At 62.8% G+C, this 12766-nt stretch carries 11 protein-coding genes and 1 tRNA gene; 3 read left to right on the top strand and 9 right to left on the bottom strand.

What is annotated here, in order from left to right:
* Window positions 1–189 precede the first annotated feature (189 nt).
* Window positions 190–266 (bottom strand) — tRNA-Met (locus tag NMQ14_RS15140).
* Window positions 267–439: 173 nt separating this feature from the next.
* Here NMQ14_RS15140 and NMQ14_RS15135 point away from each other — a divergent pair.
* From NMQ14_RS15135 to NMQ14_RS15125, 3 genes are all read left to right on the top strand, one after another.
* On the top strand, window positions 440–1408 hold the full coding sequence (locus NMQ14_RS15135; protein WP_257097457.1) for a sensor histidine kinase: 969 nt from the start codon (window positions 440–442) through the stop codon (window positions 1406–1408).
* Entirely contained in the window at window positions 1401–2051 is a 651-nt protein-coding gene (locus NMQ14_RS15130; protein WP_257097456.1) for a response regulator transcription factor, read from the top strand. The genes NMQ14_RS15135 and NMQ14_RS15130 overlap by 8 nt, the downstream gene beginning before the upstream one ends.
* 157 nt (window positions 2052–2208) lie before the next feature.
* The gene (locus tag NMQ14_RS15125) at window positions 2209–4461 is read left to right on the top strand and encodes a TonB-dependent receptor (RefSeq protein ID WP_257097454.1); all 2253 of its coding nucleotides are present in this window, start codon (window positions 2209–2211) and stop codon (window positions 4459–4461) included.
* Window positions 4462–4546: 85 nt separating this feature from the next.
* Here the strand turns inward: NMQ14_RS15125 and NMQ14_RS15120 are convergent, their stop codons facing one another.
* The 8 genes from NMQ14_RS15120 to NMQ14_RS15085 form a co-directional block, all read right to left on the bottom strand.
* Entirely contained in the window at window positions 4547–4810 is a 264-nt protein-coding gene (locus NMQ14_RS15120; protein ID WP_257097452.1) for a formate dehydrogenase, read from the bottom strand.
* Between the two features lie 35 nt (window positions 4811–4845).
* Complete coding sequence (locus NMQ14_RS15115; RefSeq protein WP_257097450.1) at window positions 4846–5868, bottom strand: formate dehydrogenase subunit gamma; 1023 nt, start codon at window positions 5866–5868, stop codon at window positions 4846–4848.
* A gap of 9 nt (window positions 5869–5877) precedes the next feature.
* Complete coding sequence (locus tag NMQ14_RS15110) at window positions 5878–6102, bottom strand: hypothetical protein (RefSeq protein ID WP_257097448.1); 225 nt, start codon at window positions 6100–6102, stop codon at window positions 5878–5880.
* Window positions 6099–6725 (bottom strand): formate dehydrogenase FDH3 subunit beta, encoded by a 627-nt coding sequence (gene fdh3B / locus NMQ14_RS15105; RefSeq protein ID WP_257097446.1) that lies wholly within the window; start codon window positions 6723–6725, stop codon window positions 6099–6101. The genes NMQ14_RS15110 and fdh3B overlap by 4 nt, the downstream gene beginning before the upstream one ends.
* A 68-nt stretch (window positions 6726–6793) precedes the next feature.
* A complete protein-coding gene (locus tag NMQ14_RS15100) occupies window positions 6794–9700 on the bottom strand; it encodes a formate dehydrogenase subunit alpha (RefSeq protein ID WP_257097443.1) in 2907 nt (968 codons plus the stop codon).
* Window positions 9701–9716: 16 nt separating this feature from the next.
* Window positions 9717–9929: a formate dehydrogenase gene (locus NMQ14_RS15095; protein WP_257097441.1), complete on the bottom strand. Its 213-nt coding sequence runs from the start codon at window positions 9927–9929 to the stop codon at window positions 9717–9719.
* 63 nt (window positions 9930–9992) lie between these two features.
* Window positions 9993–10625, bottom strand: coding sequence for a molecular chaperone (locus tag NMQ14_RS15090; protein WP_257097439.1), 633 nt, complete (start codon window positions 10623–10625; stop codon window positions 9993–9995).
* 23 nt (window positions 10626–10648) lie between these two features.
* Window positions 10649–12742, bottom strand: a complete 2094-nt coding sequence (locus NMQ14_RS15085; RefSeq protein WP_257097437.1) for a 4Fe-4S binding protein — start codon at window positions 12740–12742, stop codon at window positions 10649–10651.
* Window positions 12743–12766: the final 24 nt, after the last annotated feature.

Here is a 12766-nt window from a genome sequence, read left to right as displayed (position 1 = left end):
ATTTCCATCACCCCAGGTTCCCCCGAAACGACATCCACACGCCGTTACAACCATGCCGTGCCCACACCTATCGGCTGTTTGTGTTTTTAAAGAGCTTCGCTGCAATTTCGTGCAGCACAGAAACGAGACTGTAACACAATTTCGATTCTGCGACAACTTATTCTCTCGTTCTCACCGCTGTTGGTTCGGTGGTTGCGGGGACAGGATTTGAACCTGTGACCTTCGGGTTATGAGCCCGACGAGCTGCCAGACTGCTCCACCCCGCGTTCGAGAGAAAAAGATTATGACTGGTCGCATCAGTAACGTCAACCCCGTCTGATAGATTTGCTATGGATGAAGGGACTAGGCGCATCCACGGTGGTGCCGCGGAGATGCATGAGACATCTCGGGTACAGCTACGGACGTCCGGCCACCCAGACACGCACATATATATAGGCGAATGAAAAGAACCTACCTAAGGAAACACCGGTACCGGATCGAGCTTGCGCTCATCGTGGCCACGGCCGCCATTACATTTGTCGCAAGCTCGCGAGCAGAGCTTTATGAGCGCTTTCATACGCTGCTCTTACGATATGAAGTCGTGCAGGCGGACGAGTTGTTCATTGCGTTGCTCGGCCTGACGGTTGCCTTGACACTTTTTTCAGCAATGCGATGGCGCGACGCGCGGCACGAACTGGCATCACGCGTTGCCGCCGAAAGACGGTTGAAGAGGCTTGCCGCACGCAACCGCGATCTCGCACAGGCATTGATCGGCCTCCAGGAGGCCGAGCGACGGCGCTTTGCGCATGAGCTTCACGACCATTTCGGGCAGTGCTGCAACGCGATACGCATCGACGCCGTCTTTTTACGCGACCACCTTGAAGACCGTTCAGCGGAGAAGCGCGCGGCTGACCGCATTGCTGAATCAGCGGACGACCTTTACCAGACGGTGCGGGGATTGCTCTACGAACTGCGTCCGGCGAGTCTGGACAGCCTAGGGTTGCTCGGGGCCGTGCAGTCGCTGTGCGAATCATGGGAAGAGCGATCAACGATAAACTGTGCCCTGCTTCCCCGCGGAAAGCTTGAGGATCTTGGAGAAGACGCCAACATCGCGGTCTTTCGCATCATCCAGGAGTCTCTTTCCAACGTGATGAAGCACGCCAATGCCAGTCATGTCCGGATCGTCCTCAGTCATCATGCTGAAACCGATACCGTCGAGCTTGCCATCGAAGATGACGGAAGCGGTTACGACGCAGCCAGAGTGCGTCCAGGTCTGGGCTGGATGGGCATGGGCGAGCGAGCATCCATGCTCGGTGGCTCACTGACAATTGACAAGAGCTCGCTGGGCGGTGTCATGGTGAGTTGCAGCTTTCAACATCCTGTAAGCGCAGGCGCCATCGAATCCCTTAAGGCCGCAGACCATGATTGAGGTATTACTCGTCGACGACCACCCCATCGTGCGCTCGGGCTATGCCCGATTGCTTGAAACAGGTCGCGATATTCACGTCGTCGCCGAGGCCGAAGATGCCGATTCAGGCTATCTCGCCTACACGGCACATGCGCCCAAGGTGACGGTGACAGACCTCTCGCTGCCTGGGTCAAGCGGCATCGACCTGATACGCAGGATCAGAGCCCGTGATGCGGGTGCCAGGGTACTGGTGTTCAGCGTCCATGATGAAGCCGTTGTTGTGGAGAAGGCGTTGCAAAGCGGAGCCAGTGGCTTCATCAGTAAACGCAGCGCGCCAGAGGTGCTTCTCGAAGCCGTTCGCCACGTTGCGCGCGGTGAGCGTTACCTGAGCACGGACGTCAGGAAGGCATTCGAGCTTCGTTCGCCCGATGCCGAACGCTCCATCATCAATGATCTTTCGCCGCGTGAGTTCGAGGTATTCCGCCTCCTCGCACAAGGTCTGTCGGCCGCCGAGTGCGCCACGATGCTCAACCTCAGCCAGAAGACGGTCGCCAACTATCAAGCTCTCATCAAGGAGAAGCTCGGTGTCGGTACCTCGGCGGCACTGGTTCATCTGGCTCTTCGGCTAGGCGTTGTGCCTCCGCTCGGACCAAAGCAGGACTGAACTTCGTTCGCAAACCATTGGGAAGAACTCCCGATGTCGGGAGATTTTCCCGATCTTTCCCGGAGAGCGTTCGCTATCGTCCGCTGCGGTCGCGCCCTGCGACTGCAGACGTAGCGCCTCGCAGAGTGGCGCGCGACGCAACCCGAGGAGATTTCAGTTGAACACACACCACGGCGCAGCACGACTGCGTCTGACGCCGCTTGCAATAGCCGTTGCCAGCCTGCTTGGCACTTCGGCCACCATTGCAGCGGAAGTTCGGACGGTTGCCCCGACCGTCGAAGTCGTCGGCACATCGCCGATCCCCGGTCTTGACCGGCCGAAGGACGAGATTCCGTCGAACGTACAGTCGATCCGCCGCGATCGACTGCGCGACACCGGGGCAGCAGGATTGCCGGAACTGCTCGGCAGCCAGCTACAGAGCGTCAATGTCAATGAAATCCAGGGCAACCCCTACCAGGCCGACGTGAATTACCGTGGCTTTACGGCAAGCCCGTTGCTCGGCACGCCGCAAGGGCTCTCCGTCTACCAGGACGGGGTGCGCATCAACGAACCGTTCGGCGACGTCGTGAATTGGGACCTGATCCCGCGCAACGCGATCGCATCGATGGACCTGATCCCGGGCTCGAATCCGCTGTTCGGCCTGAACACGCTTGGCGGCGCGCTGGCGATCCGCACGAAGGACGGCTTCAGCCATGCCGGCACCGGGCTGGAAGCCTACACCGGCAGCTTCGGCCGTCACGCAGTCACCGCCGAGCACGGCGGCAACAACGGTGAACTGGGCTGGTATTTCACCGCGACGCGCTTCAAGGAAGACGGCTGGCGCGATTCCTCGCCGTCGGACGTCAATCAGTTCTTCGGCAAAATTTCGCACCGCTCGGCGAAACACGAACTGGACCTGAACCTCACCCACGCAAACAGCGATCTGATCGGCAACGGCCTGACGCCACTGTCCTTCTACGAACAGCGGCGGAAATCGATCTTCACGTCGCCTGACAACACCCGAAACCGGATGACCATGCTGTCGCTGAATGGCGGCTACTGGCTGGACGACGTGCACAAACTGTCGGGTACGGTCTATGTCCGCACGAACAACGTACGCACGCTCAATGGCGATGCCAATGACGAATTCGCCGCCCCGGGCGACCCGGAAGGCGTACTCAACCGCACGCGCACGCGCCAGCAGGGCTACGGTTTCAGCGCACAGTGGGCAAAGATTCTGGAAGACCGTCAGCTGGCTGTCGGTACGACCTATGACCACAGTCGTACCCGCTTCCAGCAGACAGAACAAGAGGGTGACTTCAATCCGGACCGCTCGGTGAACCCAACCGACACGGAAGAGGATCCAGATCCCAAGCTGCGCGGCCGCACGCAGACCTGGAGCCTGTTCGCCACCGGCACCTGGAAGCCGGTTCCGGAAGCCGCCGTATCAATGTCGGCGCGCTACAACCACACCAGCGTGAAAACCACCGACCAGCTGGATGCCACCTCGAGTCTCAACAGCGACTACACCTACAGCAAGATCAATCCCGCGATCGGCGCCACCTATGCGCTGACCCCGGCAGTCACGATCTACGCCAATGCGCAGCAGGGAAATCGCGCGCCCAGTCCGATCGAGCTGGGCTGCTCCGACCCGAACGAACCATGCAAGCTGCCCAACGCGATGCAGGCCGATCCGCGACTCGACCAGGTGGTCACCCGGGGCATCGAGTTCGGCATCCGTGGCGTCGCAGGTCCGATCCGCTGGAACGCGGCCGCTTTCGGTTCAGTGAGCCGGGACGACATCTTGTTCGTGTCCAGCAACACGGTTGGCCAGGGCTATTTCAAGAACTTCGGCAAGACACAGCGCCACGGCATCGAACTGGGCATGGGGGGTGAGTACGGCCAGATGGCCTGGCGCGCCGGCTACACCTGGGTGGATGCGACCTACCGCTCCGGTGAGTGCGTCGTCTCGCCGGAAAATTCGGCGCAGGACGCCTCTTGCGGCGCCGACAATATCCGCATCACGTCCGGTGACCGCATTCCGGGCATCGCCGAACACAGTTTCAAGGTGGGGCTGGATTGGCGCCCCACGCAATGGCTGACGCTCGGTTCCGACATCGTGACGCACTCCGGCGTCTATGTGCGCGGCAACGAAAACAACCAGCACGACGAAGGTGGCAAGACGGCCGGCTTCAGCGTGGTCAACCTTGTGGCAACGGCTCAGCTGGGCGCGGGATGGTCGGCTTTCGCCCGCATGAACAATGTGTTCGACAAACACTATTTCACCGCTGGCCAGATCGGCGAAAACCCCTTCGTCGGCCCGAACAACAGTTTCGATCCGGACGACAACAACTGGCGCGATGAAACCTTCTATGCGCCGGGTGCCCCGCGTGCCGGCTGGATCGGCGTTCGTTACCGCTTCGGCGGGTAAGTGGCGGTGCCCCGCAGCGCCGGGGCCGCTGCGACCACAACGACAAAGGCACCTTGCGGTGCCTTTGTCGTTTCCGTGAGTTGGCTTACTTGGCGGCCGGCGCAGCGGCGGACGGCGCTGGGGGTGCAGCTGGAGGTGCAATAAGCGTCGGCGTCACGGTCATGCCCTGCGCCTTCATCCGTTCAATGTACTTTCCTGCCACCGCATCCTGCGAGGCGGCCAGCAATTCGGCTGCCTTCTTGTCGCTTTCAGCCGCCTTTGCCTTCTTCTCGGCCGCGGCAGCCTTCTGTTCTTCCGTCATTTCAGGCAACTTGGCCAGCGCTCCGGTGGTGAGCAGCGCGCCAATCATCAACACCACTATCCTGTTCATGCGTAGTCCTCCGATCAGACGCGGGCCGTGACAGGCATTCCACCTGCCGGCTGTGTCGCGGGTTGAGTTTTCATCGCTTCGTCGTACCAGAGTTCGTGGTGTTCTCTGGCCCAGGTTTCGTCGACGTAGCCGGTCTTCATCCCGTCGAGCGCGCTCTCCATGCCGATGCTGCCTATATATATATGCGCAAGCGACAGCGTCATCACCACCAGCGAGCCGATCAGGTGCACGATATTGGCGGTCTGCATCACCCAGCGTCCCTGTTCGAAGTTCGGGAAATTGAGCACCAGACCGCTGATGCCGACCGTCAGTGACAGGAACACCACGCCCAGCCAGAACCAGGTCTTCTCGCCGAAGTTGAAGCGATGCGATGGCACGTGTTCACCGGTCAGCAAGCCGCCCGCCTTGCGTATCCAGAGTGCGTCGATCGACTGCCAGACGTTGTCCTTGATGAACAGCACGATGAACGCGACCACCGACAGGATGAAAAGCGGTCCGATGAAGTTATGCACGTTCTTGCACACCACGGCCACGGTGGCGAACAGCGAGTAGCCGAACACCGGCAGGAGCACATGCTTCCCGAACAGCATCACCAGTCCGCTGACGGCGAGCACGCAGAACGAAATCGCCATCGCCCAGTGTGATGCACGCTCCAGCGTATTGAACCGATGGATCAGACGGCCGCTCTTCGCACCGGACAGCATGATCGGCCCCCTCAGCTTGAAGAACACCGCCAGCAGTATCACCATGGCGCAGAAGGCAATGCCGCCGTACAGCATCACCGGCCCGTTGCGCAACGCGCGCCAGGTCTGGCCACCCGACTGGATCAGCACACCGGTCTCGACCCCCTTGACCGACGTGTAATGCGCATCACCCGAGCGCACTTCGCGCCACACCGGTGCGTTGTTCAACGGCTGGAACTGCTGGCTGGTCGCCTGCTCGGCCACATCGGCCGCCAGCGCCGGCTGTAACGGCAGCACCATCAACGCACCGATGCAGCACAGCAGACGGACCAGCCATGAGAAGTGATGAGTCATAGCAGCCTCCTAACCGTTGATGCGGCGGTATTCGTTCTGGCTCTGGTTGCGCGCCTTGATGGTGGCTTCCCATTGCGTACGGTCACCCGCGAACGATTCGTTGTCCCACGGCTTGGTGTCGGGCTTGCCCTGATACTGGCCCTGCTTGTAGACCACCACCTGTTCGTGCTCGCCGCAGCCGGCCAGCGCCACCGCGATGGCGGCGAAAAGAACTGACCCGGTCAGTCGTCTCATGATTTGCCCCCCGCGTCAGGTTGCTGGGCCGGAGCGTCCGGCTTGCCGTAGGCGGTCGACCAGCCCCAGATGTCGGCGCCCTTGCCGCGCGTGGTGACGCGCTGGCGGTAGATGTCGGCCAGCACATCGGCGTCGCCACCGAGCAGTGCCTTGGTCGAACACACTTCGGCGCACAGCGGCAGCTTGCCCTCGGCAAGGCGGTTGCGTCCGTACTTGCGGAACTCGTCTTCCGACGCATTCTTCTCAGGGCCGCCGGCGCAGAAGGTGCATTTGTCCATCTTGCCGCGCAGACCGAAAGCACCTGCCTGCGGAAACTGCGGCGCGCCGAACGGGCAGGCGTAGAAGCAGTAGCCGCACCCGATGCACAGGTCCTTGTCGTGCAGCACCACACCCTCATCCGTGCGATAGAAGCAATCGACCGGACACACCGCCATGCAGGGCGCGTCGGAACAGTGCATGCAGGCAACCGACATCGATCGCTCGCCCGGCACGCCGTCGTTGATGGTCACGACGCGCCGGCGATTCACGCCCCAGGGCACTTCGTGTTCGTTCTTGCACGCGGTGACGCAACCGTTGCACTCGATGCAGCGCTCCGCGTCACAGATGAATTTCATTCTTGCCATGGCTTCCTCCGTTCTCCGGGGCGGTGCGCTGCCCGCGCGCCGCCCCGCGTTGTTTCATCGCGCCCGCGTCAGGCCTTGACGATCTGGCAGACCGTGGTCTTGGTTTCCTGCATCATCGTCACCGCGTCGTAACCGTACGTGGTGGCAGTGTTCACCGCCTCGCCGCGCACCACCGGGGCCGCACCTTCCGGATAGCTGTCGATCAGGTCCTTGCCCATCCAGTGGCCGGCGAAGTGGAACGGCAGGAACACCGTATCGGCGCCGACCCGCTCGGTCACCATCGCCATCACCTTGATCTGCGCCCCGGTCGGTGACTTCACCCACACCATGTCCTTGTCGCGGATGCCCCGGTCATTGGCTGCACGCGGGTTGATCTCGACGAACATGTCCTGCTGCAGTTCCGCCAGCCACGGGTTGGAACGCGTCTCGTCGCCACCGCCCTCGTATTCGACCAATCGACCGGAGGTCATGATCAGCGGGTAGTCCTTGCCGACGTTTGCGAACTGGTCCTGCACGCTCTTGTACAGCGTGGGCAGACGCCAGAAGGCCTTCTTGTCGTCGTGCGTCGGGTATTTGGCGACCAGGTCGGCACGCGGCGAGAACAGCGGTTCGCGGTGCAGTGGGACGGCGTCAGGGAAATTCCAGACGACCGCACGTGCCTTTGCATTGCCGAAAGGATGACAGCCGTGCACCTTCATCACGACCCGCTGGATGCCACCGGACACGTCGGTCTTCCAGTTTTTGCCTTCCGCCTTCTTCTTCTCGTCGTCGGTCAGGTCATCCCACCAGCCGAGCTTCTTCAGCAGCACGTGGTCGAATTCCGGATAGCCGAACTGCAAGTCGGCACCTTTCGACGCCGAGCCGTCATTGGCCAGCAGACTTACGCCGTCCTTCTCGACGCCGAAGTTGGCGCGGAAGTTGCCACCACCGTCCATCACATGCTTCGAGGTGTCGTACAGATTGGGCGAGCCCGGGTGCTTCATTTCCGGCGTGCCGTAGCACGGCCAGGGCAGACCGAAATACTCGCCGTCGAGCACGTAGCCGGTTTCCTTGTCGATGCCGCCCTTGGCCTTCAGCGTCTTCGGGTCGAACACCTGCATGTTTCGCATGTGGATCTTCAGCCGTTCCGGCGACTGACCGGTGTAGCCGATGGTCCAGGTGCCGCGGTTGATTTCGCGCAGGATGTCTTCGACGCTTGGCTCGTTGTTCGTCACCTTCACGTTCTTCGTGAACTCGTCGGCGAAACCGAATTTCTGCGCGAACAGATACATGATGGTGTGGTCGGGCTTCGATTCCCACAGCGGCTCGATCACCTTTTCACGCCACTGGATCGAACGGTTTGACGCAGTGCATGAGCCTTCGCACTCGAACTGCGTCGCGGCCGGCAGCAGATACACGCCATCCTTGCGGCCGCTCGCCGCCATCGCGGCAGTGGCCGAGGGATAAGGGTCGATGACGACCAGCGTGTCGAGCGCCTTCATGGCCTCCAGCATGTCCTTGCCACGCGTCTGCGAATTCGGCGCATGACCCCAGAACACCACGGCACGCAGATTCGGGTCCTGGTCGATGAATTCGTTCTTCTCGGTGACGCCGTCAATCCAGCGCGACACCGTGATACCCGACTTTTCCATCAGCGCCTGGGATGCGAAACGCCCCTTGAGCCACTCGTAATCGACACCCCACACGCCCGCCCAGTGCTTCCACGAGCCGGCCGCGATGCCGTAATAACCGGGCAGCGAATCCGGGTTCGGACCAACGTCGGTTGCGCCCTGCACGTTGTCGTGGCCGCGGAAGATGTTGGTGCCGCCGCCCGATACGCCAACGTTGCCCAGTGCCAACTGCAGATTGCACATCATGCGCACGATCGCATTTCCGGTCGTGTGCTGCGTCTGGCCCATGCACCACACCACGGTCGACGGCTTGTTCTTCGCCATCGTTTCAGCGATCAGCTTCACCTGGTCGTCCGGCACGCCGCTGACTTCCTCGACCTTCTCCGGCGTCCACTTCATCGCTTCGTCGCGGATCTTGTCCATGCCGAACACGCGGTCGTCGATGTACTGCTTGTCCTCCCAGCCGTTCTCGAAGATGTGCCGCAGCACGCCGTACAGGATGGCGATGTCCGAACCGGAGCGGATGCGCACGAAGTGATCGGCCTTGGCCGCCGTGCGGGTGAAGCGCGGATCAGCGACGACGATCTTCGCGCCGTTCTCCTTCGCATGCAGGATGTGCAGCAGCGACACCGGATGCGCCTCGGCGGCATTCGATCCCATGAACAGGATGGCCTTCGAGTTCTGCATGTCGTTGTAGGAGTTGGTCATCGCACCATACCCCCACGTATTCGCCACGCCGGCCACCGTGGTCGAGTGGCAGATGCGCGCCTGATGATCGCAGTTGTTGGTGCCCCACATCGACACGAACTTGCGCATCATGTACGCCTGCTCGTTGTTGTGCTTCGACGAGCCTATCCAGTACACGCTGTCCGGTCCGCTTTCTTCGCGCAGCTTCATCAGCCGGGCCGACAGTTCCGTCAGCGCGTCGTCCCACGACATGCGCACCCATTTGCCATCGACCAGCTTCATCGGGTAGCGCAGGCGGTGCTCGCCGTGACCGTGCTCGCGGATCGACGCGCCCTTGGCGCAGTTCGCACCCATATTGATCGGGCTGTCGAACACCGGCTCCTGCCCGACCCAGACGCCATTCACAACTTCGGCATCGACGGCGCAGCCGACCGAACAGTGGGTACAGATCGTGCGCTTGATTTCGACCTTGCCCCCGGTCGCCGGTGCATCGCTGGCCCGGGCGCGCTCGACCATGGAGAATGGCAGCGCCGACGCGAAGGCGCCGGCACCGGCCGTCATGCCGGAGCGCTTCAGAAAGGTGCGCCGGTCCATCGTGCGCGGCGCGGCAGCCGACACGGCGCGCGCGAGGCGCGAGCCGCCGCGCGAGGCGGTGGCGGATTTGCGGGTCAGGGTCATGGTCGGTCTCCTCCGGTCAGACGCGTGCGGTACGGTAGTAATTTGCGATGTGCTCGGTCATGCGATAACCGCTCGTCTCGTTCTTTGCCGTGAGGTCGGTCGCCAGCGCTGCGTCGCCGGTCGAGCGCACCGCCACCACGGCGGCTGCGGCGCCCACGCCACCGACACCTGCGGTCAGCAGGAAATGCCTGCGTTTGAGGTTGGTCTTGAGGTTGTCCTTGTCAGTCATCGTGAAGTCCTCCTGTCGTGGTCGCTGCGGGTTGTGCGGAGCATGTGTTGTTCGGGCATGGCGTCAGGCCTCGATCTGCCGCGCAGCACTCTCGATGTCGAGAAAGCAGCGCAGGTAACGCCCGGCGCGCCGGTAGAAATTTGCCTCGGGTGCGGCTTCGATCGCATCGATGAGTGCGCAGTACCAGGGCTCGATGTGGGCCGCGAAAAAACGATCCTGAACCGCTGTGCGGTCCGCTTCGCTGCGCGTCGTGTCGGTCAGCAGCAGGCGCATCACGTCGGCCAGTGCGGCAATGTGATCTTCCGGGTCGGATTCACCTGCGGCGCGCTGCAGTCCGAGCACGGCCAGGTCATCGCGCAATCTGGCCAACGGCTTCTCGTTGACGAAACCGGCGAGATGGAAAGATGCAAATGGCACGACCTGCGGGCGGCCGACACCGCCGAACAGGGCGTCGAATTCATCCTGTGCTGCAGCAGCGTCCATGGCGGACGAGGCCGCGCACAGTGCGTTCCAAGCGCCTGCCATCAACATCGCTTCGACCGAGGGCGCCCCATCGTCGGCCGGCCAGTCGCCCAGCGCGGCCAGCGTGTCCAGCAGCGCGGCATCAGGTGCCGCGTGAAACAGTCGCGAAATCAGCGCGTAGTGGTTGGCACGCGCCATGTCTTCGTCGCCGACCGGATCACGGACGAAAGCCATCGGGCGAAGTTGCGTTTCGGTGGTCATAGATCGAACACCGAAGTTTCGCGGCCGGGGCTGTGCATCAAGTCGATCACGCGGCAATCGGCGCACATCTGCAGCCGACGCAGTGCATCACCGCCGGCAAACATCGAGTGCGCCGCCAGCTTGCCGGTCATTGCGTCGATCATCTGCTTCGTGCCGAAGGGCGCGCTGCAGCGGATGCAGTGGAAGGGTTCGGCTTCGTTCAGCATGCGTTCACGCCGCACGGCATCACCGATCAGCAGGCGTGGTTGGAGCGACAGCGCGTTTTCGGGACAGGTATTCACGCACAGGCCGCACTGCACGCAGTTGCGTTCGAGAAAGCGCAACGCCGGCCGTTCGCCGCCATCCATCAGCGCCGACGCCGGACAGGCGCCGACACAGCTCATGCACAGCGTGCAGGCCGCCCGGTCGATATTCACCGAACCGAAGGGGGCGCCCGCCGGCAGCGCGATCGTGTCTGCCTTCACCGGCGCGTGGCGCACCAGGTGTTCGAGACAGAACTCGAGTGCGCCGCGCTTTTCGGCCGGCAGCGCAAACGACGCGGGCGGACAGGACATGCCGGCCGCGGGAAGCGTGCCCAGCGCCTGCGTCAGCGTCGCCGCGTCATCGGCCGTGACGGCCGCCAGTGCCGACGCGGGGTAGCCAAGCGCCTCAAGCACGCTGCGACCGATGCCGATCTGTGCCGCGGTCGCCGCGCCATAGGCGTCCGGCTGGTCGCCTTGAGACAGAATGACGCATTGTGCAGCGCCGTAGGACAGCGCCGCGAACATCAGTTCGAGGCCGACCGAAGCGACGTCATGCACGGCCACCGGCAGCACGTCAGCCGGCAGCCCGCGATGACGTCCGGCCAGCGCAATCAGCTCTTCGCCGCGCGTTTCGCTGTGGAAAAGGATGCGCGGCGCGCGGCCACCTGCTGCGCGCCAGGCCTTCAGCGCCGTCTTGATGCGCAGTGCAACATCACTCGCGGACGGGTAGGCGTAGCGCATCGCACCCGTGGGACAAACTGTCGCACACGCACCGCACCCCATGCACAGATGCGGCTCGACGAACACGCCATCACCCTCGGCGCGGATGGCCGAGGTCGAACAGACGTCGATGCACTGGTTGCAGCCCTGCTTGCTGTTGCGGCTGTGCGCGCAGATCGACGGCTTGTAGGTGAAGAATTTCGGCTTTTCGAATTCGCCGACCAGGGCGGCAATCTGCTGCAGCGCCAGCGACTGCTCGAGCGGATCGCGCCCGGGTGACAGATAGCCTTGCGGCGGGTGCGGAATGCGGATCAGCGCCGGCTCTGACAGGTCGAGCACGAGATCATAGGTTTCGCTGCGCGGTGCGCCGACGGCGGAAAAATCGATGGCACCGATGTCGCGGCAGGCACTCGCGCACGCGCGGTGACCGGTGCAGCGCGCGGCACTCACCTGATAGTCATAGCCGATGGCGCCTTCCGGACAGGCGTCGATGCAGGCATTGCAGCGAACACAGGCATCGAGGTCGATCGCGTTGGCGCGTTGCCAGCTCACCTCGAAGGCACCGAGCCAGCCGGCGACCGACACATTGCGACCGCTGGCCACCGGGTAATCGCGGCGCACCGGCAGATCGGTCCGATCGTTGTCGGTGATCAACACGTTGATCGCGAGGCGCTCGCCATATTGTTGCGGCGCGCGCTGCGCCCAACCCAGCGCGGCGCCGGCCGGGCCGATGATCAACAACTGGCCGGCGGATTCGTAGCTCACGGCCGGCACCGGTGCCGGTTCGGCCAGCCGCGCCATCGCAAGCTGTGCCGCGAGTGCAGGCTGCACGTCGGCACCTCGCGCACTGCGTCCGGCGATGTCCCGCAGGTTGATGAAGGTGACGCCGGATGCGCTGCCGGCGTCGTCCGCCAGCTCGCGCAACAGTGCCGATTCCTGCGTACAGCCAACGATCGCCTCGGGCGCCTTGCCGAGCCGCTGCGCGAACGTATGCGCGTCACGCCGGCACAGTTGCTGCCCGACCTCGAGCGGCGCATCCAGCGCGAGCGCATCGGTCAGGCGTGTGATATCGAATGGCACCGTGCCGTTGCAATTGCACAGGTGGATCGCCTTGTCGGCGTTATTCATTGTTTGTCGCTCCTCCGGCAAAGC

The organism is Methyloversatilis sp. XJ19-13 (assembly GCF_024580155.1).
In the GTDB taxonomy this organism is placed as follows: Bacteria; Pseudomonadota; Gammaproteobacteria; order Burkholderiales; family Rhodocyclaceae; genus Methyloversatilis.
The sequence above is the reverse complement of the archived record's forward strand: the minus strand, read 5'-3'. Positions and strand labels throughout refer to the sequence as shown.

Bases quoted from the DNA above. Each gene is read 5' to 3' on its own strand.
- NMQ14_RS15135 (WP_257097457.1), top strand. From the start codon at position 440: ATGAAAAGAACCTACCTAAGGAAACACCGGTACCGGATCGAGCTTGCG.
- NMQ14_RS15130 (WP_257097456.1), top strand. From the start codon at position 1,401: ATGATTGAGGTATTACTCGTCGACGACCACCCCATCGTGCGCTCGGGC.
- NMQ14_RS15120 (WP_257097452.1), bottom strand. From the start codon at position 4,810: ATGATTGGCGCGCTGCTCACCACCGGAGCGCTGGCCAAGTTGCCTGAA.
- NMQ14_RS15115 (WP_257097450.1), bottom strand. From the start codon at position 5,868: ATGACTCATCACTTCTCATGGCTGGTCCGTCTGCTGTGCTGCATCGGT.
- NMQ14_RS15110 (WP_257097448.1), bottom strand. From the start codon at position 6,102: ATGAGACGACTGACCGGGTCAGTTCTTTTCGCCGCCATCGCGGTGGCG.
- fdh3B (WP_257097446.1), bottom strand. From the start codon at position 6,725: ATGGCAAGAATGAAATTCATCTGTGACGCGGAGCGCTGCATCGAGTGC.
- NMQ14_RS15100 (WP_257097443.1), bottom strand. From the start codon at position 9,700: ATGACCCTGACCCGCAAATCCGCCACCGCCTCGCGCGGCGGCTCGCGC.
- NMQ14_RS15095 (WP_257097441.1), bottom strand. From the start codon at position 9,929: ATGACTGACAAGGACAACCTCAAGACCAACCTCAAACGCAGGCATTTC.
- NMQ14_RS15090 (WP_257097439.1), bottom strand. From the start codon at position 10,625: ATGGCTTTCGTCCGTGATCCGGTCGGCGACGAAGACATGGCGCGTGCC.
- NMQ14_RS15085 (WP_257097437.1), bottom strand. From the start codon at position 12,742: ATGAATAACGCCGACAAGGCGATCCACCTGTGCAATTGCAACGGCACG.